We start from the raw sequence: 23,743 nt of genomic DNA, 5'->3' as shown, positions 1-23,743 counted from the left end.
CGATCCATTTTTAAGTTGGTTGCACAGATGCCTAAGATTACCCAGCAAGATATTTTTACTAGTTTCGGTCGTAATATAATTGACCGTGGCACACGCTATTTTAAAGAAAGTCGCGTGCTATCTTGTGAATATGATAACGAAACTAATACGCTCAGTGGCAGTGTAAAAGGCAAACTTGAGATCCCTTATCAAACCAGTGCCTCAATTAAAAAATCCAACAAAGGGGGCTTTATTATCCACAGCAACTGCACTTGCCCAGTTGGCTGGAACTGTAAACATGCCGTCGCACTGTTACTTGCTTATCAAGCGGGCACCCCCAATTATAATATCGAAAACAGCTATCAAACTTGGTTTGAGTTATTGCAGGGGCAGCTGACGAAAAAACAACCCGCGTCAAGCGGTGGTGCTTATCAAGGCTATTTCCGCCTTTCATTTAATAAAAGCACTTACAACCACGCGTTGCAGTATCTGCAAGTTGAGTATGGATCAATGCGTTTTCTGAAAAGCGAAAACGTCAGTGTTTTTGCGGAAAAAGATCTGCTTTCAGTGGTTGAAAATGAAGCTTGGATGGAAAGCTATAAATGGGTAACGGCAGAGGATGTCAGTATTCTACAACTGCTTTTAGCCAAAGAGGGGCGGGTCGCTAAACTGCCTAAAACCTCTATCCATAGTGAGCATGATCTATTAGCGTTGCAAAAAATATTAGCGACTGGACGGTGTTTTTGGAAAGATCTCTCTTTACCTTTACTGGGTGCTGAAAGTCGAAAACTGTCATTACAATGGATTGAACAAGATGAACAGTTAAAACAGCTACAAGTCACATTGCAAGATAGTGAAAACTGGCTGTTGGTACCTACGCCGACTCCTTATTATATTGATACAGATAAAGGTTTCGTCGGTGCCATTGAAAGTGAATTTGATAGTCATTGGATCCTGTCTTTATTACAAACACCACCACTTGCTGATAAACAGTGTGTGCACTTTACCCAAGAAGTTTCACTGCGTTTTCCTAATGCGCTTTTACCTAACCCAATTAATTATCCAACGCGCGAAATTAACGCTAATTTGCAGGTTATCTGCTCGCTTAATGAAGCAACGATCAAAGAGCAACGCATGTTCATCGCGCGCTTGTTTTTCCGCTATGGTGAACTGATCCTCAACCCAAGTGTGGTTGATGATCCCACGCGTACACAGTTTATGCTGGCCAATGAAATAATCACCATTGAGCGCGACATTGATCATGAAGATTTAGCGATAAAGCAGTTCGAGAATTTATGTTTATTAGATCCGCTATTGTACGATTCTAAACAGCCGAAAGCAGGTCAGTTATTGGGCATTCTGCCGCCTGAACTGGGGGGATCACAACAGTTCCAGTGGCTATCTCTCTTAACTGCACATAAGGCACGTTTAGAAGTGTTCGGTTGGCACTTTGAGATATCGCTTGATCTAGCATTGTCGAGTGAAAAAATAGATAGCATTGATATCGAGATAGAAGAGCAGGGACACTGGTTTGATCTTGGTGTGTCGATTGAGATTGAGGGCAAACGGATTGAATTATTGCCTTTGCTTCTCGAGTGGTTGCGCAATAATGAAGATTGGCAGGAACATCTGTTTGATATATTGCTCCCTCAGGCTAACGGTAAACCGTTGCGCATTAAACGTACCTCTATTCAGCCTATTTTATCTATTTTACAAGAGTTGGGGGAGGTTAATAATGACAGTATCCATCTACCGCAAAGCCAAGCTGCATTATTGGCTCAGTTGCCTGAAATTAATCGCTGGGTAGGTGGTAATCATGTCAAAGCCTTGGCCGAAAAGCTAACTAACTTTACCGGTATTCAGGAGGTGTCATTACCTGAAGATCTCAATGCGACACTGCGCGATTATCAGCTGACTGGTTTGAATTGGTTAGTTTTTTTAAATGAATATGGATTTTCTGGCGTATTGGCCGATGATATGGGATTAGGTAAAACTATTCAGGCATTGGCTTATCTGCTTTATAAAAAGCAGCATCAGCAACAACGTTCTGAGCCGGCTTTGGTTATTTGCCCTACCTCCTTAGTCGGTAACTGGTTAAATGAAGCGACTAAATTCACTCCCACATTAAAAGTGCTAGTTTTACATGGTGTCGATCGTCATAAGCATTTTGCATCGATACCCGATTATGATCTGGTGATCACCACTTACCCATTAGTCGGTCGAGATTTCAGCCAGCTAGAAACAGTCACTTTTTCTGATTTAATTCTAGATGAAGCACAAACCATTAAAAACCCATTGGCGAAAATGACCAAAAGTATCAAACAGCTCAATGCTAAGCAGCGTTTATGTTTAACGGGGACGCCGATGGAAAACCATTTAGGTGAACTTTGGTCATTGTTTGATTTCTTAATGCCTGGTTTCTTAGGAACGCATAGCACCTTTAACCGTTTTTATCGCAAAGGGATCGAAGGCGAAGGCAACCAGCAAGTACAAAATTGGTTAATTCAGAAAACTCAGCCATTTTTATTACGCCGTACTAAAGATGAAGTGGCTAAAGAACTGCCTGCAAAAACAGAAATTATACATAAAATTGTTTTACCGAATGATCAACGTACTTTATATGAAAGTATCCGTATCACGATGGAAGCCAAAGTCCGTGATCTACTTAAAGAAAAAGGGATGGCAAGGAGCCGTATAGAGTTTCTTGATGCGCTGCTTAAACTACGTCAGGCTTGCTGTGATCCGCGCTTAGTCAAACTTGAGAATGCCAAACAGATTAAAGGTTCGGCCAAGTTAGACTTTCTGATGGAAATTGTGCCGCCAATGATTGAAGAGGGACGACGTATTTTAATCTTTTCGCAATTTGCGCAGATGTTGGCATTAATTGAACAATCGCTGCAAGAAAGAGGGATTGATTTTGTCAAATTGACAGGACAAACACGTAACCGAACAGAGGTGATTGATAAATTCCAAGCCGGTGAAGTGCCAATCTTCCTTGTTTCCTTAAAAGCAGGCGGTGTAGGGCTTAATTTAACGGCAGCGGATACCGTGATTCATTATGATCCTTGGTGGAATCCTGCAGTTGAAAAGCAAGCTACGGATAGGGCTTATCGAATTGGTCAGGATAAACCCGTTTTTGTGTATAAATTAATTTGTGAGCAAACGGTTGAAGAACGTGTTTTAGCTCTGCAGGCTCGTAAACAGAGACTCGCTGATAGCGTCTACGGAACAGACCAAGAAGAGAAATTCGCTCCAGATAATAGTGATGCGTTGTTAAAGTTATTTGAACATTATTGATAGCACCTTGGTGTACTTTTTGTTGTATAAGTCACCAACATGGTTCTATCGGCTTGTTTAGTTATTCTGATTTAATTGCTTAACTAGCTTCATAAAAAGTGGCGTTGTCTCTTTAAACAGTGGCTCAATTTTTATCATTTTGCTGTGTTTATTCATTCTCGCCACCGTTTTCATCGCCGGTCTGAAGATCATTTTAAAATAGGTTTCATTTTCTTCAACACAAAACTCATCTTCAGAAAAATGGCCCTGCCCACTCGGTTGGTAAGCACTAAAAATATTTACCAGCACGCTCATGCTCGGTCCTGAAACCCGATGTTGGGCTAATGTCATGCCTGCTGCGTTGGAGATGATAATTTCAAATGGGTTGGAGCGATAAGCTAATACGCTATATATTTTTCGTAATTGAGCGGATGTCGGTTTAACGGCCGTATGAATTTTACCGTCGATACAAAAACGCACCAGTTGCTCTCTGGCCATAAAGGCTATCATATCGGTATCGATAATCGAGTGATCTTGGCCGAGGAAAGAGGGCAGCAGCTTTAGCACATCTAAATGATTTTTACGTTTAAAGGTATTACTGCGGTCTAAATGTAGTAACCGCCCGTCTGGGAGAATATAGCCCGCTTCATTTATATTATGGGTTAACCCCAGCACGGCAACCAGTTTGTCAGTATCATTTTCAGGAATATCGCTTTGATCGATGTCTATATTCATAATAACCCCTAATGATTAATAATAATGTCAGATAAAGGAATGCAGCTGCAGGAAAGAATATAACCTTGCTGTTTCTCTTGATCGCTTAATCCTTCGTCATTTAGCGTGGTCACTTCGCCCTCTATTAGTTTTACTTTACAGCGTCCGCACTGACCGCCTCGGCATGAGTATGGGATATCAATTCCTGCTTGCTCGGCCTGATCTAATAACAGCTGCTGATTATCTCCCGTCGTCGTGATATCGGCTCCTTGATAATATATCTCAATATTTTTTTTGTTGCTGGCTTGTTGCTCTTGTTTTTCACTATAAAATCGAGCCCCTTGTGTGCTTATTATTTTTATCTCATCACCCGTACGGATAATTCCACTGTTAAGCGGGATTAAGTTTTGCCCAAAATCGATATTACCTTGGTGGTAACGGAAGGTTGCCAACGTTTTTAATGGCTGATCGTTATCGGCAACCCCAGTTTGCGGATCGACATTAGTAAACAGACAGCGTGAACAGGGCTTACTGACTTCGAACTCTACCTCTCCAATCTTAATACGTGCCCAGCTATCCTCAATAAAGGGGAAATCACCTTGCACAACAATATTAGGGCGGAAATGCAGTGGCGTGACCGGTTTCTCTAAACGTGCATTGAGAAAGTCGACCGAGGTTTGATTGATTAATAACAACGGGTAGCCATCTGCGAATGAAACTTGCGTTTTTCGGTTTTTTAACAGGCGCTTTGTTTCGTCGCTAAAAAAAACAAGTTGGCAGGGGTATTGCAAATAGTTTGAAAACCATTGGTCATAATCGTCATGACAATGTAATACCTCGACCGTATCAGACCAAACTTGGCTGGTTTGCATGCTTGTGCTGAATTGTTCGGGATCAATGCTAAGTGTCGGCATATTGGGGGCATCCACTAATAACAGCTTTCGTGAAAACTGTACCGTTATTTGTGTTAATTGTGGATGAGTTCGTCCGGTGATAAATTCCCCTTGCAGATCAACTAACATATAGCGGCGATCAAAACGTAATCCCTTTTCTTCCACATAGGCCGCCGGCTGGTTGATCGCCTTGATCGATTTAATTGGATAGATGTAAATATCGTTAAGTATTTGCAAATTAATTGCCTCCTTAATTATTCAGTACGCTCAGCCAAGTAGCCCTTATAATCAGGTATGCGCGTATAATAGCTATTATTGATATGCAGTGAATCCATCAGAAAATCAGCAGTGGCGATATTGGTTGCAACCGGAATATTCCATACAGCAGCTAAACGCAATAATGCTTTTACATCGGGATCGTGCGGCACCGCATTCATCGGATCCCAAAAGAAAATAAGCACATCTATTTCTCCCTCTGCAATTTTTGCTCCGAGCTGCTGATCGCCTCCCATTGGACCTGAGAACAAACATTTTATCGGCAATCCTAGCTCTTTAGATAAAAGCGATCCCGTTGTTCCCGTTGCATAAAGGTGATGTGATTTTAATGCTTCGCTGCGTCTTTCTGACCAAGCCAGTAGTTCCTGCTTCATATGATCGTGCGCAACCAGTGCAATATTTTTGTTCTTCGGTAGTTCGCGTGTTGTATATTTCATTTTTAACCCTTCAATAATCGCCAATAACTTGTAAAGTAAACCGTATAAGTTAAGCTAATACAAATAGTCATTCATCTTGTTGTATTTTAGGTTAAACCTCAAATATATTTTTCGGAGTTTTGTATGAGAAATAGTGAACAGTTATCTCTATATTTTGCAAATCAATTACCTACGTTATTAATCGCTCACCCAACTTTTAAGTTTATAGGACTAAAAATAAAGCAGGAAGATAGTCAAAGCGCATTGCATTCTATCTATATTGAAAAAGAAAATATATCTGATGAACTGCCTTTTAGATCACTTGTTACGGTTGCTGAATGGGACGGTAAAAGCGAGGAAGAAGAGTTTTTTTTAGAAGCATTAACCGCAGAACGTTTAATGGAAAAACTGCAGCATTTTGATGCCATTGGCTCGTTTGTATTTTTTAAGATCCCAAGCTCAGTGACGATGGACACCGTACATATGTACCCGCAAGCGATGTTCTGTAAGTTATTTCCTGAGTTAGGTGAATTTAACCGTCACGCATCAGCTGAAAAACTACTTGCACTTAAAGAGCAATCCGTTGCTTTATTAACAGGGCTAGAAGATCGTTTGAAGCGCGGTTAACATAAATAGACGATAAAAAAAAGGGCGTATTAATTTGATTAATACGCCCTTTCTAGTTATGCATAACGAATGTTATAAGAGCCGCTCCAATTAAGCCGAATAATGTTTATCGCCAAAGAGTAATTTGTACATTAACCAGATAGTTAGAATTAAAGTCAGGGTGACAGATATAAAGTTTGAGCCGAGCTCAGGGTGTCGCGCGCCGAGAAAAGCGGCATAAGAGGAGCCGCCAATAATAAGCGCAGCCCAAGCTGGGCGGATACTGACCTCGTTTTGCGCTTCTTTAATATAAAGGCTATAAAAATAGTTAACGGCAAAAAACAGAGTTAAGAACGGGAAAGGAGAGAAAGGAATTGCCGCAATGGTTAATATTGAGAAACAAGCGTTGGCGGAAAGCCCGATTAAAAAGGTGTAAGCAATCCATTTTAATGAAATTGTATGTTGACTCATAAACAGCTTCCTTTAATAAGATAAATGTTATCAAGATAAAAATAACATGATAAGTAATTTTTTACTCTTTTTATTTTACCGCGAATCTAATTTACAACCAACATTCTATGTGTAATAAGTTTGTATAACAAATGGGCGATAATTGTTAAACTTATCACTCCATCGTATATCTTCTTCAGAGGTTTAGCATGTCTAAGCATAAAAATAACAGTGATAAAAAACAGTACGATTACGATGCTATTGTGATTGGCAGCGGTCCCGGCGGAGAAGGGGCGTCAATGAAACTGGCAAAAGGAGGCCTGCGTGTTGCTGTTGTTGAAAAATACAAGGAGATTGGTGGTGGCTGTACGCATTGGGGCACTATCCCTTCAAAAGCATTACGCCACAGCGTTAGCCAGCTGATTGAAATTAATAATAATGCCTTTTTCTCACGCCACTACCCGCAGACAAAACCCTTCACTTTTGCCGATGCATTGACTCACAGCGAGCAGGTCATTAGCAAACAGGTAATGATGCGCCGTGGCTTTTACCAGCGCAACAACTGTGAGTTACATTTTGGTGAGGCATCATTTGTTGATAAACATACGCTTATTATTAAAAGCGAGGATGGCTCATCTGAGCAGATAAGTGCAAAAGACATTATTATCGCCACGGGCTCTCGCCCTTATCACCCCGACGATATTGACTTTACTGCTCGCCATATTTACGACAGTGATACTATTCTCTCTTTAAATGACCACCCGCAACATATTGCTATCTATGGTGCAGGCGTTATTGGATCAGAGTATGCTTCTATTTTTAGAGGGTTAGGTGTTAAAACGGATCTGATTAATACACAAGATCGCCTGCTCTCATTTTTAGACACTGAGATGTCAGACGCGATCTCTTACCATTTTAGAAACTCGGGCATTATTTTACGCCACGATGAAGCCTATGAAAAAATTGAAGCGACAGAGCAAGGCGTTGTCTTGCATTTTAAATCGGGCAAAAAAATGCAAGCCGACTGCCTGCTTTTTGCCAACGGTCGCACCGGCAATACCGACACATTAAATTTGAGTCATGTTGGATTAACGCCGGATCAACGCGGGCAGTTGACGATTAATCAGCACTACCAAACTGAAGTGAATAATATCTATGCGGTCGGTGATGTGATTGGTTATCCCAGTCTTGCCAGCGCTGCTTATGATCAAGGGCGAATTGCTGCGCACGTTATATTGACCCGCGAAGGTCAGAAAAAATTGATTAAAGATATCCCAACCGGTATCTATACTATTCCTGAAATGAGCTCTGTGGGTAAAACCGAACAGATGTTAACTCAGCAAAAAATCCCTTATGAAGTTGGCCGAGCACAGTTTAAAGATTTAGCGCGATCGCAAATATTAGGCTGTGAAGTGGGTAGTTTAAAAATACTCTTTCACCGAGAAAGTAAAGAGATCCTCGGTATTCACTGCTTTGGCGAGCGTGCAGCTGAGATTATTCATATCGGTCAAGCTATTATGGAACAGGAAGGGAAGGCTAATAATATTGAGTATTTTGTTAATACCACCTTTAATTACCCGACAATGGCAGAGGCTTATCGGGTGGCTGCGCTGAATGGATTAAACCGATTATTTTAATTTCGCTATTAAAGCGGCGCTCAAGCCGTTTTATCTTTGAGCGCTTTGAGTGTTAATAATAATGCGGCAATGCTGCGAGCTTCCTGGAAGTCTTCCCTTGCTAATAACTGGTCTACGTTAGCAAGAGGCCATTTTATCACCTCTAACGGTTCGGGCTCATCACCTGGCAACTTTTCAGGGTAAAGATCAGTGGCCATAAATAGCGTCATTTTACTACTGAAATGACTGGGTGGCATATTCACCTTTTTGAGTTTTTGCAGCTTGTTTGTACCAAACCCAACCTCTTCCTTTAACTCTCGGTTGGCCGCTATCTCAGCCGTTTCTCCAGGATCCATAAGCCCTTTAGGGAAGCCTAGCTCATAGGAATGCGTACCCGCTGCATATTCTCTAATTAGTAATAACGTCTCTTTATCAAAAAATGGAACAATCAGTACCGCGCCCTGATGATGGCTACGCATCCGTTCAAATTCACGCTGTTGACCATTACTAAATTTAAGCTGCAATGATTCAATTTTAAAAAATCGGCTACTAGCAATGAGGGTACATTTTAAAATTTCGGGTAATGCCGGCGATTGACTCATATAAACTCTCTTTAACCTGCGGGTAACATTTATATCCATAATACTTCAAGATGCGAAGTCAGCAAGACAAATTGTGCCGAGAGGATAGGCACAAAATTGAAGTATAGTTGTTCTACATAGATATATTATAACAACGCTGATTGGTATGAGTTGCCTTTCCCTAAGGGGCTTAGCTCCAAAGGCCCTCATGTTGCACCTCGCTCTGGTCTTTGAGTGAGTGTCAGAAAAGCATCTGAGGTAACATGGGTATAATTGCAAATGTAGCTCTATTGCGATTATCTTTTAACGCAGAAAAAGAAAGTAGAGGTCTTCGCGTCTTTGTAGTAATCACCATTTTAGCGCTATTACAGATGCTAATTGTGCTTATCTTTGATAGCATCAAAATATTCGTTTATTAATGAGATGACTGACTAATGACTGCGCAAATAATTCGTATTGCGACGCGCCATAGCCCGCTGGCAATGTGGCAGGCCAACTTTGTTAAAGCTGAGCTGCTAAAATATCATCCGCATTTAACGGTTGAGCTAGTGGCAATGAAAACTATGGGTGATAAGATTCTAGATACGCCGTTAGCTAAAGTTGGTGGTAAAGGGCTGTTTGTTAAAGAGTTGGAAGTAGCAATGTTAGAAGGGCGTGCCGATATTGCCGTGCACTCGATGAAAGATGTGCCTGTCGATTTCCCCGACGGGCTAGGTTTAACGGTGATTTGTAAGCGTGAAGATCCACGTGATGCATTTGTTGCCAATCATTACCAAAACATCGAGCAGTTACCACAAGGCGCTATTGTTGGTACTTCTAGTTTACGTCGTCAATGTCAGTTACGCGCATTACGGCCCGACCTTATTATTAAAGATCTGCGCGGTAACGTGAATACCCGACTACGCAAGTTAGATGAAGGGCAATATGATGCGATTATTTTGGCTGCAGCTGGCTTGATCCGTTTGCAGATGCACGCGCGTATTCGCTGTTATATTGCGCCAGAGGTTTGTCTACCCGCGGTTGGGCAAGGTGCGGTCGGTATTGAGTGTCGTTTGCATGATGTACACACCATCGCGTTATTAAAACCCTTGGAAGATGCACAGACACGCATCCGTGTGACTGCTGAACGCGCCATGAATCTTGCACTACAAGGAGGTTGTCAGGTGCCTATTGGTAGTTTTGCTGTACTCGACAATGAGCAGCTTTTGCTGCGCGGTCTAGTCGGCAGTGTCGATGGTAAAAATATTATTAGAAAACAGATACGTGGTCATCAAGACGATGCAGAGCAACTTGGATTGTCACTTGCGCAGCAGCTACTCGATAGCGGTGCTAAAGAAATACTGGCTGAAGTGTATCGCCAAGCATGAGCCCTATCGCTAAACCGCGTTTACTTATTACCCGTTTTGCAGTTGATGCCTTACGCTTAGCTAAGTTGCTTGATGAGCAAGGAACCTTTGCACTGGCGCAACCGCTGCTGGCTGTGCAAAAAAGTGCGGAGTTTGCCGACGCGATGCATATCTTTGCAAAAAAGTACGATTATATTATTGCCGTCAGCCGCAATGCAGTGGACTACGCCGATCGGGCTCTTGCCGGGAAAAGCTGGCCCATTGCTATTTATTTAGCGGTAGGGAAAAGAACCGCAGAAAAGTTATGCACGGTAACGGAGCAAAAAGTTATTATCCCACACGGACAGTTTGACAGCGAAGGTTTGTTGGCCTTGCCTTGTTTGGCTCTACCACAAGGTAAACGGGTACTTATTGTACGTGGTGTTGGTGGACGTGAGCTGCTCGCAGAAAGATTAACCGCTCGTGGTGCTATTATTGAGTATTATCAGCCCTATCAGCGTGTCGTTATTAATTTAAGTGCGAAGTTGGTAGTGGAGCAATGGCAGCAGCAAAGGATTAACGGCGCAATTGTCGGTAGCCTTGAGTTATTAGAAAGGTTAACCGAACTGCTGCCTAGTGAAGAATCTCTGTGGTTAAAAAAAATGACGATTTATGCGCCTAGTAAACGTATCACAGATCATGCTATAAGATTGGGGTGGTCTAATGTGGAAGTGCTGCCCGGTATGTCAGATAAGCAGATCGTTGATTATTTTAAATAAAATGAATAGTTCTATCGTTCTTTAGATGTGAGGTCGTTATGACAGAAAATAAAGCCAGTAATGAGCTGAAAATAGAAGAGAAAATCGTTATGCCTAAAAAAACGCTCCCGCAAACGGATACTCCAGCGTCCCCTAAAAACAAAAAAAGCGCCAAGCTGGCTATTTTTATCGCTTTGTTGTCACTTGTTTTGCTATTTGTTGCGCTAGTATTGGGCGGTTACTTCTACCAAAAAGATCAAAAATTAAATGCGCAGCAGCAGTTGCAAATTAATCATTTAGGAGAACAATTATCTGCACAGGTAACTAAGCAGCATAAACAAGCAGAGTACGGTCAACAATTACAATCTAATTTTAAAATCGAAATGGAGCAGATTAATTCTCAGCTTCAACAAGTTCAAAATGAAAATAAATTATATAAAACGGATATACAAGCCCTACAACGTACGTTGGCGGAGGCAAGAGTACGTCATCCGAATGATTGGGTTTTGGCTGAGGTTGAATACTTGGTGTCGCTTGCGGGAAGAAAAATTTGGCTCGAAAGAGATATCCCTACTGCAATCGCGCTGTTATTGACAGCAGACAAACGCATTGTTGAGTTAAGTGATTCGAGTTTAAGTGTTTTACGGTCGATGCTGCTTGATGATATTAACATGTTAGAAGCCTTACCCAAGCGCGATCCTGACGGCCTAGTAATCGCCCTCTCTAGTCTAGAGCGTCGTATTGATAAGCTAGTTGTTTTGGGGGGCGAAACGGCTCAGGCGGCAGAAAAGAAAGCAACCGGCATTTCTACTGATATTAATGACTGGCAGGAAAATTTAGCTAAGTCATGGTCTGATTTTGTGAACGGATTTATTGTTATTAATAAGCGTGAAACACAACTACAAGCATTACTTTCTCCACAACAACGCTGGTATTTGAAAGAGAAATTACGTAATGATTTAGCCAAAGCAGAATTTTCTATTTACCGAGAGCAGCAAGATATTTACGATATAGCGCTGCACAGTGCGACTGATTTACTCAAAAATTACTTCGATTTAACTGATAATACGACCAGCCACTTTTATAAGACTATCCAAGAGTTAGGCCAGCGAAAAATATCAATTAACTACCCTGATCAATTAAAAACAGCCCCTTTACTGGATCGGATCATACAGCAGCGTGTACAAAAATCACTCGCTGCTGGCTCTGCCGAGTAGGAGAAAATTATGATGCGAATTATTATTATTATTGCAGTGCTATTAGCTGGGCTGATTTTAGGACCTGAGATCAGTGCCAATAAAGGTTATATTTTAGTCTCTTTTGATGCTTATACTACCTATGAAATGACTATTATCAATGCCATTTTTATTGCCATTGTTTTTTATTTTTTATTGCTATTTGCGGAGTGGTTATTACGTAAACTGCTGTCGATGAGTGCATTAACACGTGGTTGGTTTGGCCGCCATAGGACTCGGAAAGCACAAAAAAATAGCGTCTTAGGTATGCTGGCACTGTTTGAAGGTGATACTAAACAAGCGCAAAAATTACTCGAGCAATCAGCTCCGCGCAGTGAATCGCCAGCATTGACTTATATCGCAGCAGCTAAAGCGGCGCATTCTCAGAAAAAATATGATCTGCGTGATGAATATCTACAACAGGCTTGTGATAGCCAGCCAGCGTGTGAGCTGGCGGCCGGGCTGGTGGGTGTCGAGCTACAGTTAGAGGCAAAACAGTATGAAAATGCGCTGACCAGATTAGAGTCATTGGAGAATAAATTTCCGAAGAATAGGCGTATTAGCGAGCTCTATCTGTTGACCTACCCCGCATTGGGTAAATGGCAACAATATTTAGGGTTATTAAATACTAAACGGCGCGCTTTTTCATTTGATGATCAGGCGTTTGACTCCATGCTGTTGGATGCTCACCAGCATCTTTTTAAGCAGCTTGCCTTACAAAGTGCTGATGCTTTGAAAAGCTACTGGGAGAAAAAAACCTCGCGTTGGATGCATAAAGACCTGCATTACCAGCAAATCTTATTAGATGCTTATATTGCAGCTGGCTATGACAAATTTGCTGAGCAATTTTTATTAGATAAACTTAATAAGCAGTTCTTACCAGCGCTGCTTACTTACCTCGATAAATTGACCCTTAGTGATCACTATCCATTAATTTTATTACTGGAGAAAAAGCTTAAAAAAGAACCGCAAACGGGCTTGATTCATCAAGCGCTGGCGAAGTTAAAGCTTAAAGAAGATAAAGTTAATGCTGCTATTGAGCATTTGAAGATAAGTATTGAAACGGTACCGAATAGTGCCGATTTTGTACTGCTTGCGAACCTTCTAGAAAAAGAAGACTGTCAGGATGATGCGCTCTACTATTACCGTAAAGGGTTGATTTTTGCAACCTCTGTAGCACCTTTGTAGTTGTCATTAAAATGCAATAAAGCCGAGGTAACATAACTCTGAGCAGGAGATTATCTGCTGCTTTTTATGGCCTATTTATGATTTTATAAGAGTAAAAAAATGTCAGTCATACATCCCATTTTCCCGATCCCCATTGCAGACAGCGCGGCAAAAATAATTTTAACGCCCTGTCCCGGTACAAAAGGCGCAGCACTGATTGCTTCTCTTGAACAGCTAAAAGCAGCAGGTGCTGAGGCGGTGCTGACTTTAATGACGCACAGTGAGCTGGAAAAAAACAGTTTGTCGGGGATTGGCGAAGCAGTCATCGCGCAGGGGATGAGCTGGTTTCACCTACCCATTGTTGATGATCATATTCCAGAAGCAGAGTTTTTGCGAGCTTGGAAAAACGCCGGACCTGCAGTGCAGTGTCTCCTTACACAAGGAAAAAGCATCGCCATTCACTGTAAAGGAGGCTCGGGGCGCACCGGTTTGCTTGCTGCGCAGATTCTTTTGCAGCGTGGTGAATGCATGGAACCAACAATGGCGTGTATTCAGGCTGTTCGAGCGAATGCTTTTACACACGTTTGCCAACGCGATTATTTGAACGCGTTGGATCAAAGCCTCAAGTCACAATAAAGGATATAAAAAATGACCATTAAAGTCGGAATTAACGGTTTTGGTAGAATCGGCCGTTTACTGATGCGCGCTGCTTATGATTGGAGCGATATCGAGTTTGTGTTAGTTAATGATTGCGCTGGCGATGCACAAACACTGGCGCATCTTCTTGAATTTGATTCAGTGCAGGGGCGTTGGGGGCATCAGGTTAACGCTTGTGATAATCATATTATTATCGGCAAGCATAAAATAAAATGCACACAGCAAAGCGACATTGACGCCGTCGATTGGTCCGATTGCGATGTGGTCATTGAAGCAACGGGTGTTCACCGCGATCCTACGCTGCTGCAACGCTATTTAACTCAAGGGGTAAAACGCGTGGTGGTATCTGCTCCAGTAAAAGATGCTGCCATAGCCAATATTGTGGTCGGTGTTAACGAGCATATTTTTGAGCCGAACAAACACCGAATTGTGACAGCCGCTTCTTGTACCACTAATTGTCTTGCGCCTGTTATTAAAGTAATTAATGAGAAGTTAGGTATTGAACAGGTCTGTTTTACCACTATTCATAATCTCACCAATACGCAGACTATTTTAGATGCGCCACACAAAGATTTGCGCCGCGCCCGTGCATGTGGCATGAGTTTGATTCCCACTACCACTGGCTCCGCCAAAGCGATTGTGGAGATATTTCCAGAGCTTAAAGATCGCATTGATGGGCATGCTGTACGCGTCCCTCTCGCTAATGCATCGTTAACCGATATTGTCATTGATGTTAGCCGCGATACAAATATTGCAGAAGTTAATGCATTACTCAAAAGTGCTTCTGAAAACGAACTCCAAGGTATTTTAGGTTTTGAAGAGAAACCCTTGGTTTCTATCGACTATCGAGGCGATCAACGCTCGACTATTGTCGATGCTCTCTCGACGATGGTGGTGGGGGCTCGCATGGTAAAAATATATGCTTGGTATGATAACGAAATGGGTTATGCAACACGCACTGCGGAATTAGTACGCTTAGTTGGCCGAGCAGATAAGTAACCCCTGATGTTTAATAATTTATCTGCTGAATTAAAGCAATATTGCGTTATTACGGCCAATTACTGGGCGTTTACGCTAACCGACGGTGCCCTGCGCATGCTGGTTGTATTGTATTTTCATCAGCTAGGTTATAGCGCGCTAGAGGTCGCTTTTCTATTCCTGTTTTATGAGTTTTTTGGTGTGCTGACTAATCTTTTAGGGGGATGGCTGGGGGCGCGTGTTGGGCTTAATCGCACCATGAATGTGGGGCTGCTGATGCAGGTGATTGCCCTGCTAATGTTAACCGTTCCCGGTGAATGGCTGATTATTCCCTGGGTGATGTTCGCGCAAGCCTTGTCAGGTATCGCCAAAGATCTTAATAAAATGAGTGCTAAAAGTGCGATTAAACTGTTTGTAAGTGATCACCAACAGGATACGTTATATAAATGGGTGGCTATTTTAACAGGCTCAAAAAACACCCTGAAAGGGGTTGGCTTCTTTTTAGGCGGACTACTGCTGACACTCGTTGGCTTTCAAAGTGCGATGTTATTAATGGCGGCTGGTTTGCTGGTGGTTTTCTGTTTAAGTCTACTCTTGCTTAAAAAAGATCTCGGTAGGGTCAAACGCAAAGTTAAATTCACTGAATTATTTTCCAAAAGCGCCAGTGTTAATATTCTCTCTGCGGCGCGTCTATTTCTGTTTGCTTCGCGTGATGTCTGGTTTGTGGTTGCGTTACCTGTTTATCTCAGTGAAACCTTTGGCTGGAACGCCTGGACGGTCGGTGGTTTAATCGCCCTGTGGATAGTTTTTTATGGTGGCATTCAATCTATCACCCCCTATTTTACAGGTAAAAAATCAGGGCGACTGCCCGATGGTAAAAGTGCCGTTGGATGGGCAATAGCGTTAGCTGTTACCCCTTTGCTGGTGGCTCTTTCGCTGCAATTTTCTAGCGCGTTGTTTATCGCAGGTTTGTTCCTCTTTGGCGCGCTTTTCGCTATCAACTCTTCATTGCACAGCTATCTGATTGTCAGTTATGCACAGAGAGAGGGGGTCTCGCTGGATATTGGTTTCTATTATATGGCCAATGCACTGGGTCGGTTAATCGGCACGCTACTTTCGGGCTGGGTATTTGTTAGTTTTGGTTTAAGTGCCTGTTTGCTCGTTGCCTCGTTTTTTATCGCTATCGCTGCTGGCATTTCAGTGTTTTTGCCGAGACACTCTTCACTTAGTGGGGACCGTGATAGTCACCAAGATAATAATATCTGATAAAAATAGTCAACCTCCTTGAGGTGTTATAATATAACAAAATAGAAATTTATTGAGACTATTTTAATGTTGTTATTAAGTATTTTTGCACTTTTTCTCGGCCCAATTACCTACCGCTTATTTCAGCGCCAACCCGGTTGGCTGGATCTACTTGATGCTTTTATTTTCGTCACTATTTCTGGCCTAGTCTTTTTGCATATCCTGCCTGAAATCCTGCACACAGGCGGATTCATGGTGTTATTGCTGATGGCCATGGGTATGCTTGCACCCAGCTGGATAGAGAAATACTTTCATAGAGCGGCACATCAAGCACATCAGACAACCCTGTTCTTAGGCGTACTGGGTTTAGTTTTGCATGCCAGCATTGATGGCTCCGCTTTAATCGTTTCTGAAGCTGATCATACTGGCTGGTTACTTGCTATTGGTGTGTTATTGCACCGTTTCCCGGTGGGCTTAACGATTTGGTGGTTATTACGTCCTCAGTATGGACGGTTATTACCGCTCGCTATTTTACTGACCATGTCTGCTGCAACATTAGGCGGTGGACTATTAGCGGGTGACTCACTGTTACAACTGGATGGGCAATGGTTAGCTTGGTTTCAAGCCTTTGTGATGGGATCTATTATGCATGTTGTGCTGCATCGCCCTTATCTACACGGCCATGCTCACGTTCATAGTGCGCACGAGACAAGCAACGAAAATAGATACGCAGCAGGAATTGGTAGTTTGTTAGGTGTGATTGTATTAGCTTCTGTGCTTCTACCGCATTGGCTAGGTTATATTGAGGATAGTCATGATAATAGTACTGAAATTGTTCACTCAATGGCATTACAAAACAGTGATACGCTGCTAACCGCAGTACAAGATGATTCTCAAGCGCTGAGTATGCCCCTACATCAAGAGGAGATGGACGACGATCATCAGCAGCTTGGTGATGCGGTAAATCATCAAAGCCACGAGACCGCATTAACACTGCTAAATTTTACTAATATAGCCTTGCACAGCGCGCCGATGTTACTGCTTGCATATCTGTTAAGTGGATTAATGCATTACTTCAAACCCAAATTCGCCATACTGCCTCAACAAAACAGCCAATCTTTTTTAAAAGACAGCTTAAAAGGGGTTCTTTATGGTTTACCTTTACCTGTTTGTTCACCCTCTGCCCGTAAAATGCATCAGCAATTATTGGATATGGGGGCGAGCCAAACCTTTGCGACCGCTTTTTTAATTGCAGCACCGATTATCGGTTTTGATGCGCTACTTATCTCTCTGCCCCTGTTGGGCGTGCAGATGCTGCTACTACGTATCGCTTTGGCGACTGTTTTTGCATGTGCTGTCGCTTGGTTATTAGGACGCCACTTCACAACAGCCCCTTGTGCAGCGCTGACGATAAGTGGGCAGGGAGAAAAATCAACCTCTCGATTTATCAATGCCATCCGGCAGGGGTATCAACATCAGCTTGATCATACCGCACCATGGGTGTTACTCGGTTGGACACTGGCCGCGACACTCTCTGCAACACCTGCTTGGGCGTTTTTTGATCAGGCTTTGTGGTTGCAAATACTGGTGATGATTATCGTTGCATTGCCATTATCATTGTGCGCAACGGGTATTACCCCTGTGATTGCTGTTTTACTCATAGCAGGCTTATCGCCGGGAGCTGCGATCGCTTTCTTACTTATCGCTCCAACCATTAGTCTGGAATTTTTGCAAACATTCAAACAGCAGCAGGGTATTTTTGCTGCAATCAGTTTAGCAATGTTGATGTTAGGTGGTGCTTTTTTGATTGGTTTAGCACTTAATCAATATATCGATGTAATTTCACTGCCTTGGTTAGCGCAGCCGGATACGGCTTATAGTTGGTGGAATATAGGCAGTTTAACGATTATATTACTCTTATATTTCAGCTCTTTATTACGCCGTGGTGCGCGCCGTTTTATTGCTGAATTAATACCGCAAAGTTTACTAAAAAGTCATCATCATTAGTGCGCAGTGGGAAATAATAGGAAATAGATTAAGCACAATAATACCGCTTGGCAGTGAGAAATAAACTGGAAGTGGATTTTATTTAAGCTTCTGTTAAGAAATAACGCTGATAATAGACAACGTTAACAACTTGTTAACCCTATTACAGAGTTTGGAGCCTACCATGTCAAAAAAATTATTGTTATTACCACTACTTTTTATCGCCTCTTACAGTTATGCCGATCCACAATGTACACAAATGCCAGAAACACAGTGGATGCCATTTGCAACGGCCAAACAACAAATAGTCGATCAAGGTTATACTATCAAAAAATTTAAAAAAACGTCGACTAACTGTTATGAGTTATATGGCCATGACAGTAATGGCAAACGGGTTGAAATTTACTTTAATCCGACCGATATGAGTGTAATTAAAGAAGAGAGAGAGTAATGAAACAATTAGTGAAACAATCTGGATGGGACTTGCTGGTGCGCTTCACTCATTGGGGAGTCGCAGCACTCTTTTTTAGTAATTATCTGTTCACTGAAGAAGGTAGTGATATTCATCAATGGGTTGGTTATACCCTGCTTGGCTTGATCGTAATACGCTTATTATGGGGATGTGTTGTTCAGTCTCCAGCTCGGTTAACACGTTTTTTACCTTCATTTCCAGCTGCTATAACCCATCTAAAAGAACTACGTAAAACTAAGCAAGATAATCATGATGGTCACAATCCTGCGGGAGCCTTAATGGTTTGGTTTTTATGGGGCAGTCTACTACTTATCTGTTTAAGCGGTTGGGCGATGGGAACAGATCTGTTATGGGGTGAAGATTGGGTAAAAGAAGTACATGAGTTTGCTGTTAATATGACTTTTATTGCGGTAATTTACCATGTGATAGCGGTTATTGTGATGTCCAAAATAACTGGCAAGCGTTACCTGCGAGGGATGATTAAAGGGCGGCATTAGTTTTACCGCTATCTCTGTTGATTTCCGCTAATTGGGTTCTTGACCGGTATTGCTTAAGCAAAACGATTAGTTAAATAATCGATAATTGCCGATGACTCATAGAGCCAAGTGACCTTATTGTTTTCCTCTATGCGTAAGCAGGGCACTTGTATTTTTCCCGCTTGGCTCTGCAATACCTTTTTATTATCAGCCTGCTTGGCATCGACGATGACAATGTTTAGCCCCTGACGACGCAATGATCTGCGTACTTTGACACAAAAAGGACAGGCTTGATATTGATAGAGCTGCAGTGATTTTGTTTGCAGATCTATCTCTGCTTGTGCTGATTCTGTGCGCTTTAGTTTTTTCGGGCTAAAGATAAAATTAAGTAATAAAATGATACGGCCTAACAGCCAACGAATAATAAACATGGAAAACCTCTTCTTTTGTTATCAGTTTGTTAATTTAAAAGGAGTTTAACGTAATCTTTGTTATCATTAAAGGCAATAGCAATAGGTCGACCAATTAAACCTCATCCCAGCCATTTATAGAGGTACTAATGACTAAAGTGGATTCTCCCTGCATACGTAACTGTTGCCTGAATAATAACGATATCTGTATTGGTTGTTGGCGTAGTCTAACGGAAATATTGCAGTGGCAGGACTCTTCTGACGCGCAAAAAAGTGCGATCTTAACTTTAACCGAAACACGTCACAACGCGCAGTTATCGGCACAGAATAAATGGCAGGCTCTAGCCGATTTAAACGCTAAATAATAACCTATTGGGGTGAAAGATGAATAACAGCATCAGTATCTTAGGCAGTGGTTGGTTGGGCTTACCTGTCGCACAAAGATTGTCGGCTGAGTTTGCGGTAGTTAAAATTTCAACCCGCAGTGCAGGCAAAATGCGATGCTTGGCTGAGGCTGGTTTACAACCTTTTCAAATCGATATTGAAAATTTGCCTGATAATATACAAGACTTTTTACTGTCTGATATATTGATAATTAATATCACCAGCAAAAATATTGCCGCATTTAAAAACTTGATTGCAGAGATTGAAATATCAGCGGTTAAACAGGTTTTATTTATTAGTTCAACATCCGTTTACCCTGAGCAAACCTTGCCTTGCAAAGAGTCCGACAATTTACAGCAGTCCACCCATCCATTGTTAATGATTGAATCTTTGTTGCAAAATAACAGACATTTTCAAACCACGCTTTTACGCTTTGCTGGCTTGATCGGTGGTAAACGACATCCGGGGCGATTTTTTATTGCGACCAAGCAAACTGATAAAGTGATTGGTTTTCCTAATGCCCCCGCAAATCTTATTCATCTTGATGATTGTTTGGCCATTATCGGGCTGATTATTAAAAATAGATGCTGGGGAGAAACGTTAAATGGCTGCGCGGATACGCATCCCAGTAAAGCGACTTTTTATACATATAATGCTTTGGCATTAGGTCTGGATAAGCCGAAATTAAACACCCAAACTAAGGTGCTGCACAAAGTCATTTGTAATAAAAAATTAAAACGTTTGCTGGATTATCAGTTTATTCATGGCGATCTTATGGGCATCGATCCGTACAAGAGTTATGATTAAGTTTGCTTAAAAAAGGCATAACATCCTTTGCCTTTATTTTTTGCTTGATACATTGCACTGTCTGCATTTTTAATCAAAGTATCGACATCACCGCCATCTTCCGGCTAGATACTAATACCAATACTGACACCAATATTCAGCTGTTCTCCACTTAACTCTATTGGAGAAGCGATTGACCGTATAATGCGGCTGGCAATCTGCGAGACAATCTGTTTTTCTCCAATGTCCTGCAATACTATGGTAAATTCATCACCGCCAATACGTGAAACCAGCATATTGTTGGGCAGCTCTGCGAACTTGATACTATCTTGTTTACGAATCACGGCGTTAAAGCGCTCAGCTATAACAATCAGCAGCTTATCACCAACTTCATGGCCAAACGTATCATTAATCGCTTTAAAACCATCTAGATCTAAAAACAAGACCGTCACTTGTTTTTTCTGATTTGCGGCTTGTTGCAGGGTCTCATTAATATATTTGTTAAACATATTCCGATTGGCGAGCCCGGTCAGGTGATCGTGAAAAGCTTGATAATGGATTTCTTTTTTATTTTTAAGTAAACGACGATTCATTTTATTAAAGATGGCGGCCAGTTGGCCTAGCTCATCGGAGCGGTTAAGCTCAATTCTATTCAGGTGATCCCCCTTGCCTGCTTTTCGCGCATGCAGAGCAAGTTGATGAATTGGCTGTGTTAATTTATTGGCGGTGAATATTGCCATTATTATGCCGACAATCAGTAGCAGCAAGGAAGCGACAATGACGATGAAAATATTTTTTTGAAAATCCCTTTCACTAAGCTCAGTTAATTCCTTTTGTAAGGTCTTTTCCATCTTTGATATATCCTTTTGGATATACAGTAAAGAGAAACCCAGATGGATCCCAGCGATAACCTCGTCGTCAATTTTAATGCTGCGTGCAAAGATCACTTTATCCGCTTCAATACGTGTATATATATTATCTGATTTTCGAATCGCATTGAGCATCTGTGGATCGTTAACCTGATTGCCAAACGCCCATAACTCAACACTGCCATCATTGATGATATAGCCCTTAGGATCAAAAATTTCAATAAACAAGAGATCTTGTTGTGTCAAACTTGACTGTAGCGCTTGTGTTATTTTAGCTTGATTTTCATAGTAAATATCATCGACAAGATAACGCGAAAAAGAATTGGTCATAAATTCGCCGCGCTTCATTATTTGCAGGATGATTGCGTCAGAGATAGCTTCGGTACTGACTGTCTGTTGAACTCTGGCGTTTTTACTAAACTGGTAAAATAAAATAGCAGACATGAAAGTGACGGCTATGCCGATAAGAAGCACCATAGCGATTGAATATTGTGTTCTAAGGCGCATTACTGGGTCGCTTCATCGACTATGTTTAGTCGCTTATCAACTTTATTCGAGCGGCTTAATGTTTGTCCGTTTAATTCATCGAAATTTCGGGTTTGTTGATAGCTTCTGAGGATCTCATCGGCATCAGGATCTTTATCAATATTAAGCATCAGAATTTTTATGCGCGCTTTGACCGCAAAGGGTAACCCCTTACGGAGTACTTCTATGGCTCGCGGAATAGAGATGCTTCTATGAATTATTTTTAAATCAGGGTGAAAACTGTCAGGCATTCGGTCATTTTTTTGCCAATCTAGATTACTCATTGCCCCTGCATTAACACGCCCTTTATGCACCCAAAGCGAGGTGTTAATCACCTGCTGAGAGAAAATATAACCGGCAAAATCTGTTTTTGCTTTTTCCCGTGGTGAGTTAAGCTGCTCTAAATTTAGTCCTGCCGTAATCAGATCATAGGCGGGTATATAGTATGCAACTGTGGAATTAGGATCCTCAAATGCGATAGTTTTCCCTTTTAAATCTTGCAACCTATTAATACCGCTATCCTTACGTACAAAAATAACTGAATGATATTCTGCTATGCCTTTTTTCCATTTACGCAAAATAGGCTCTACCCCCGCCTCTGCTAGAAGATACATGGTTGAAAATGGCGTTTCAGTCACGAGATCAATCTCACCTTGCTGTAAGTGTCTGGCGAGCTCTTGTTCGCTGCGAGAAAGTAATACCTTGCCTTTTGTATAACCAAGATCCTGCATATGAGAAACAAGGTAATTAGCCAGCAATTTTAGGGATTTAAGATGTTTTTTGGGCGATCCACTTACTTTACCAATGACTAATGTTTTTCCTATTGTCTTATTTGAGGCTTCTTGCGCGGATAAGTTATGGGGCATAAAACAGATAACTAGCAGAGTTATTATCGCTGCAAGCTTAAAATTAATCATTGCATTTGTAGTATTGAGAAATGGGCACATGGGAAGCATTGCAGTGATCCTTCGAGTAAACTAGTTATTATACCTATAAGCTATTAGCGTATCTCGGCAGTAATATATTTTTATCGCGCCTATGTTAATTGTGTATATAAATATAATCTACAACATTAACGCGGAAGAGAGAACTATCGCTTTAAACTAGGTTTATTTCAGGCTATTTAAATAAGTTGGAATCTGGGCTAACTGAAATTGGTTAAAAACCTTAATACCGTGCGCTTCTAATAATTGCGTAGTTAACCCCTTCCCGTTGATTAATCGGCGTTCAAAGCGGCCATTATAAATTTGTGAGCTGCCGCATGAGGGGCTTTTTTCTGTTAAGATTGCGATCTTAATATTATTTTCTAAAGCGAGCTGCAGCGTTTTTAGCGCGCCCTTTTTAAATGCGCCACTGACATCTTCACCCGCTTCTGTTTTAATCGAACCATCCTTCTGGATTTCAGCTGCCGGGCGCGGTGTCGCTAAACCGCCGCATACTTCAGGACAGCAGCTTAATAGGCAACCTTGTGCTAACCAGTTATCAATCATGCAATGCTTAAGTTTGTTTATTTGAGCATCATAACGAACCCGTTCACCTAATAAACAGGCACTGATTAATATGTTGCAACCCTCTTCAGGCATAACCAACTTCCTCTTCGTTATTAGTTTGCTCTTAATATTTATATTACTACTTTAATAACAAGGCTATAGTTAATAAAATT

At 41.6% G+C, this 23,743-nt stretch carries 24 protein-coding genes; 15 read left to right on the top strand and 9 right to left on the bottom strand.

Annotated elements, in window-relative coordinates; translation table 11 throughout:
- The first annotated feature begins 27 nt into the window (after nt 1–27).
- Nucleotides 28–3,276: a DEAD/DEAH box helicase gene (locus KSO91_RS02290; RefSeq protein WP_238740952.1), complete on the top strand. Its 3,249-nt coding sequence runs from the start codon at nt 28–30 to the stop codon at nt 3,274–3,276.
- 57 nt (nt 3,277–3,333) lie between these two features.
- Here KSO91_RS02290 and KSO91_RS02285 read toward each other — a convergent pair whose 3' ends face one another.
- From KSO91_RS02285 to KSO91_RS02275, 3 genes are read right to left on the bottom strand one after another with little or no spacing between them, the layout of a single operon-like run.
- Nucleotides 3,334–3,990 carry a hypothetical protein gene (locus KSO91_RS02285; protein WP_238740949.1) on the bottom strand — a complete coding sequence of 219 codons (657 nt, stop codon included), beginning with the start codon at nt 3,988–3,990 and terminating at the stop codon, nt 3,334–3,336.
- Between the two features lie 8 nt (nt 3,991–3,998).
- The gene (locus KSO91_RS02280; protein WP_238740947.1) at nt 3,999–5,099 is read right to left on the bottom strand and encodes a YcbX family protein; all 1,101 of its coding nucleotides are present in this window, start codon (nt 5,097–5,099) and stop codon (nt 3,999–4,001) included.
- 17 nt (nt 5,100–5,116) lie between these two features.
- Nucleotides 5,117–5,575 carry a methylglyoxal synthase gene (locus tag KSO91_RS02275; RefSeq protein WP_238740945.1) on the bottom strand — a complete coding sequence of 153 codons (459 nt, stop codon included), beginning with the start codon at nt 5,573–5,575 and terminating at the stop codon, nt 5,117–5,119.
- 123 nt (nt 5,576–5,698) lie between these two features.
- On the opposite strand from KSO91_RS02275, the gene KSO91_RS02270 reads away from it, so the two are divergent.
- Nucleotides 5,699–6,181, top strand: coding sequence for a hypothetical protein (locus tag KSO91_RS02270; RefSeq protein WP_238740943.1), 483 nt, complete (start codon nt 5,699–5,701; stop codon nt 6,179–6,181).
- A gap of 90 nt (nt 6,182–6,271) precedes the next feature.
- Here the strand turns inward: KSO91_RS02270 and KSO91_RS02265 are convergent, their stop codons facing one another.
- Nucleotides 6,272–6,631 (bottom strand): DUF1422 family protein, encoded by a 360-nt coding sequence (locus KSO91_RS02265; RefSeq protein ID WP_238740941.1) that lies wholly within the window; start codon nt 6,629–6,631, stop codon nt 6,272–6,274.
- A 188-nt stretch (nt 6,632–6,819) separates the two neighbouring features.
- On the opposite strand from KSO91_RS02265, the gene sthA reads away from it, so the two are divergent.
- On the top strand, nt 6,820–8,247 hold the full coding sequence (gene sthA / locus KSO91_RS02260) for a Si-specific NAD(P)(+) transhydrogenase (RefSeq protein WP_238740939.1): 1,428 nt from the start codon (nt 6,820–6,822) through the stop codon (nt 8,245–8,247).
- A gap of 20 nt (nt 8,248–8,267) precedes the next feature.
- Here sthA and nudE read toward each other — a convergent pair whose 3' ends face one another.
- The gene (gene nudE, locus KSO91_RS02255; RefSeq protein ID WP_238740937.1) at nt 8,268–8,828 is read right to left on the bottom strand and encodes an ADP compounds hydrolase NudE; all 561 of its coding nucleotides are present in this window, start codon (nt 8,826–8,828) and stop codon (nt 8,268–8,270) included.
- Between the two features lie 413 nt (nt 8,829–9,241).
- On the opposite strand from nudE, the gene hemC reads away from it, so the two are divergent.
- From hemC to KSO91_RS02205, 10 genes are all read left to right on the top strand, one after another.
- Nucleotides 9,242–10,174, top strand: coding sequence for a hydroxymethylbilane synthase (gene hemC / locus KSO91_RS02250; protein ID WP_238740935.1), 933 nt, complete (start codon nt 9,242–9,244; stop codon nt 10,172–10,174).
- Nucleotides 10,171–10,911 carry a uroporphyrinogen-III synthase gene (locus tag KSO91_RS02245; protein ID WP_238740933.1) on the top strand — a complete coding sequence of 247 codons (741 nt, stop codon included), beginning with the start codon at nt 10,171–10,173 and terminating at the stop codon, nt 10,909–10,911. The genes hemC and KSO91_RS02245 overlap by 4 nt, the downstream gene beginning before the upstream one ends.
- Nucleotides 10,912–10,949: 38 nt before the next feature.
- Complete coding sequence (locus KSO91_RS02240) at nt 10,950–12,107, top strand: uroporphyrinogen-III C-methyltransferase (protein ID WP_238740931.1); 1,158 nt, start codon at nt 10,950–10,952, stop codon at nt 12,105–12,107.
- A gap of 9 nt (nt 12,108–12,116) precedes the next feature.
- Nucleotides 12,117–13,313 carry a heme biosynthesis HemY N-terminal domain-containing protein gene (locus KSO91_RS02235; RefSeq protein WP_238740929.1) on the top strand — a complete coding sequence of 399 codons (1,197 nt, stop codon included), beginning with the start codon at nt 12,117–12,119 and terminating at the stop codon, nt 13,311–13,313.
- Between the two features lie 99 nt (nt 13,314–13,412).
- Complete coding sequence (locus KSO91_RS02230) at nt 13,413–13,928, top strand: cyclin-dependent kinase inhibitor 3 family protein (RefSeq protein WP_238740928.1); 516 nt, start codon at nt 13,413–13,415, stop codon at nt 13,926–13,928.
- 12 nt (nt 13,929–13,940) lie between these two features.
- Complete coding sequence (locus tag KSO91_RS02225; protein WP_238740926.1) at nt 13,941–14,948, top strand: ArsJ-associated glyceraldehyde-3-phosphate dehydrogenase; 1,008 nt, start codon at nt 13,941–13,943, stop codon at nt 14,946–14,948.
- A 6-nt stretch (nt 14,949–14,954) separates the two neighbouring features.
- Nucleotides 14,955–16,193 carry an organoarsenical effux MFS transporter ArsJ gene (gene arsJ, locus KSO91_RS02220; protein ID WP_238740924.1) on the top strand — a complete coding sequence of 413 codons (1,239 nt, stop codon included), beginning with the start codon at nt 14,955–14,957 and terminating at the stop codon, nt 16,191–16,193.
- Nucleotides 16,194–16,259: 66 nt separating this feature from the next.
- Nucleotides 16,260–18,179: a permease gene (locus KSO91_RS02215; RefSeq protein ID WP_238740922.1), complete on the top strand. Its 1,920-nt coding sequence runs from the start codon at nt 16,260–16,262 to the stop codon at nt 18,177–18,179.
- A gap of 163 nt (nt 18,180–18,342) precedes the next feature.
- On the top strand, nt 18,343–18,609 hold the full coding sequence (locus KSO91_RS02210) for a PepSY domain-containing protein (RefSeq protein ID WP_238740920.1): 267 nt from the start codon (nt 18,343–18,345) through the stop codon (nt 18,607–18,609).
- The gene (locus KSO91_RS02205; protein ID WP_238740918.1) at nt 18,609–19,127 is read left to right on the top strand and encodes a cytochrome b/b6 domain-containing protein; all 519 of its coding nucleotides are present in this window, start codon (nt 18,609–18,611) and stop codon (nt 19,125–19,127) included. The genes KSO91_RS02210 and KSO91_RS02205 overlap by 1 nt, the downstream gene beginning before the upstream one ends.
- Before the next feature lie 53 nt (nt 19,128–19,180).
- On the opposite strand, the gene KSO91_RS02200 is transcribed toward KSO91_RS02205, so the two are convergent.
- Entirely contained in the window at nt 19,181–19,537 is a 357-nt protein-coding gene (locus tag KSO91_RS02200) for a glutathione S-transferase N-terminal domain-containing protein (RefSeq protein WP_238740916.1), read from the bottom strand.
- 128 nt (nt 19,538–19,665) lie between these two features.
- Between KSO91_RS02200 and KSO91_RS02195 the strand changes: the two genes are divergently transcribed.
- Nucleotides 19,666–19,881, top strand: a complete 216-nt coding sequence (locus KSO91_RS02195; RefSeq protein WP_238740914.1) for a DUF1289 domain-containing protein — start codon at nt 19,666–19,668, stop codon at nt 19,879–19,881.
- Nucleotides 19,882–19,900: 19 nt separating this feature from the next.
- Nucleotides 19,901–20,707: a Rossmann-fold NAD(P)-binding domain-containing protein gene (locus KSO91_RS02190; protein WP_238740912.1), complete on the top strand. Its 807-nt coding sequence runs from the start codon at nt 19,901–19,903 to the stop codon at nt 20,705–20,707.
- A gap of 104 nt (nt 20,708–20,811) precedes the next feature.
- Here KSO91_RS02190 and KSO91_RS02185 read toward each other — a convergent pair whose 3' ends face one another.
- The 3 genes from KSO91_RS02185 to KSO91_RS02175 all read right to left on the bottom strand — a co-directional run bounded on the left by KSO91_RS02185 (nt 20,812) and on the right by KSO91_RS02175 (nt 23,663).
- On the bottom strand, nt 20,812–22,062 hold the full coding sequence (locus KSO91_RS02185; protein ID WP_238740909.1) for a diguanylate cyclase domain-containing protein: 1,251 nt from the start codon (nt 22,060–22,062) through the stop codon (nt 20,812–20,814).
- Nucleotides 22,062–23,036, bottom strand: coding sequence for a phosphate/phosphite/phosphonate ABC transporter substrate-binding protein (locus KSO91_RS02180; protein ID WP_238740907.1), 975 nt, complete (start codon nt 23,034–23,036; stop codon nt 22,062–22,064). The genes KSO91_RS02185 and KSO91_RS02180 overlap by 1 nt, the downstream gene beginning before the upstream one ends.
- 153 nt (nt 23,037–23,189) lie before the next feature.
- Complete coding sequence (locus KSO91_RS02175) at nt 23,190–23,663, bottom strand: 2-thiouracil desulfurase family protein (protein WP_238740905.1); 474 nt, start codon at nt 23,661–23,663, stop codon at nt 23,190–23,192.
- Nucleotides 23,664–23,743 lie beyond the last annotated feature (80 nt).

Origin of the sequence: Psychromonas antarctica, from assembly GCF_022267535.1 — a bacterium.
Classification (GTDB): domain Bacteria; phylum Pseudomonadota; class Gammaproteobacteria; order Enterobacterales; family Psychromonadaceae; genus Psychromonas; species Psychromonas antarctica.
Note: the sequence above shows the minus strand (reverse complement) of the source record. Positions and strands in the feature narration are given on the sequence as shown.

What these genes read in the sequence shown, in the direction of transcription:
- KSO91_RS02290 (WP_238740952.1), top strand. Translation starts at nt 28, where the DNA reads ATGCCTAAGATTACCCAGCAAGATATTTTTACTAGTTTCGGTCGTAAT.
- KSO91_RS02285 (WP_238740949.1), bottom strand. Translation starts at nt 3,990, where the DNA reads ATGAATATAGACATCGATCAAAGCGATATTCCTGAAAATGATACTGAC.
- KSO91_RS02275 (WP_238740945.1), bottom strand. Translation starts at nt 5,575, where the DNA reads ATGAAATATACAACACGCGAACTACCGAAGAACAAAAATATTGCACTG.
- KSO91_RS02270 (WP_238740943.1), top strand. Translation starts at nt 5,699, where the DNA reads ATGAGAAATAGTGAACAGTTATCTCTATATTTTGCAAATCAATTACCT.
- KSO91_RS02265 (WP_238740941.1), bottom strand. Translation starts at nt 6,631, where the DNA reads ATGAGTCAACATACAATTTCATTAAAATGGATTGCTTACACCTTTTTA.
- sthA (WP_238740939.1), top strand. Translation starts at nt 6,820, where the DNA reads ATGTCTAAGCATAAAAATAACAGTGATAAAAAACAGTACGATTACGAT.
- nudE (WP_238740937.1), bottom strand. Translation starts at nt 8,828, where the DNA reads ATGAGTCAATCGCCGGCATTACCCGAAATTTTAAAATGTACCCTCATT.
- hemC (WP_238740935.1), top strand. Translation starts at nt 9,242, where the DNA reads ATGACTGCGCAAATAATTCGTATTGCGACGCGCCATAGCCCGCTGGCA.
- KSO91_RS02245 (WP_238740933.1), top strand. Translation starts at nt 10,171, where the DNA reads ATGAGCCCTATCGCTAAACCGCGTTTACTTATTACCCGTTTTGCAGTT.
- KSO91_RS02240 (WP_238740931.1), top strand. Translation starts at nt 10,950, where the DNA reads ATGACAGAAAATAAAGCCAGTAATGAGCTGAAAATAGAAGAGAAAATC.
- KSO91_RS02235 (WP_238740929.1), top strand. Translation starts at nt 12,117, where the DNA reads ATGATGCGAATTATTATTATTATTGCAGTGCTATTAGCTGGGCTGATT.
- KSO91_RS02230 (WP_238740928.1), top strand. Translation starts at nt 13,413, where the DNA reads ATGTCAGTCATACATCCCATTTTCCCGATCCCCATTGCAGACAGCGCG.
- KSO91_RS02225 (WP_238740926.1), top strand. Translation starts at nt 13,941, where the DNA reads ATGACCATTAAAGTCGGAATTAACGGTTTTGGTAGAATCGGCCGTTTA.
- arsJ (WP_238740924.1), top strand. Translation starts at nt 14,955, where the DNA reads ATGTTTAATAATTTATCTGCTGAATTAAAGCAATATTGCGTTATTACG.
- KSO91_RS02215 (WP_238740922.1), top strand. Translation starts at nt 16,260, where the DNA reads ATGTTGTTATTAAGTATTTTTGCACTTTTTCTCGGCCCAATTACCTAC.
- KSO91_RS02210 (WP_238740920.1), top strand. Translation starts at nt 18,343, where the DNA reads ATGTCAAAAAAATTATTGTTATTACCACTACTTTTTATCGCCTCTTAC.
- KSO91_RS02205 (WP_238740918.1), top strand. Translation starts at nt 18,609, where the DNA reads ATGAAACAATTAGTGAAACAATCTGGATGGGACTTGCTGGTGCGCTTC.
- KSO91_RS02200 (WP_238740916.1), bottom strand. Translation starts at nt 19,537, where the DNA reads ATGTTTATTATTCGTTGGCTGTTAGGCCGTATCATTTTATTACTTAAT.
- KSO91_RS02195 (WP_238740914.1), top strand. Translation starts at nt 19,666, where the DNA reads ATGACTAAAGTGGATTCTCCCTGCATACGTAACTGTTGCCTGAATAAT.
- KSO91_RS02190 (WP_238740912.1), top strand. Translation starts at nt 19,901, where the DNA reads ATGAATAACAGCATCAGTATCTTAGGCAGTGGTTGGTTGGGCTTACCT.
- KSO91_RS02185 (WP_238740909.1), bottom strand. Translation starts at nt 22,062, where the DNA reads ATGCGCCTTAGAACACAATATTCAATCGCTATGGTGCTTCTTATCGGC.
- KSO91_RS02180 (WP_238740907.1), bottom strand. Translation starts at nt 23,036, where the DNA reads ATGCTTCCCATGTGCCCATTTCTCAATACTACAAATGCAATGATTAAT.
- KSO91_RS02175 (WP_238740905.1), bottom strand. Translation starts at nt 23,663, where the DNA reads ATGCCTGAAGAGGGTTGCAACATATTAATCAGTGCCTGTTTATTAGGT.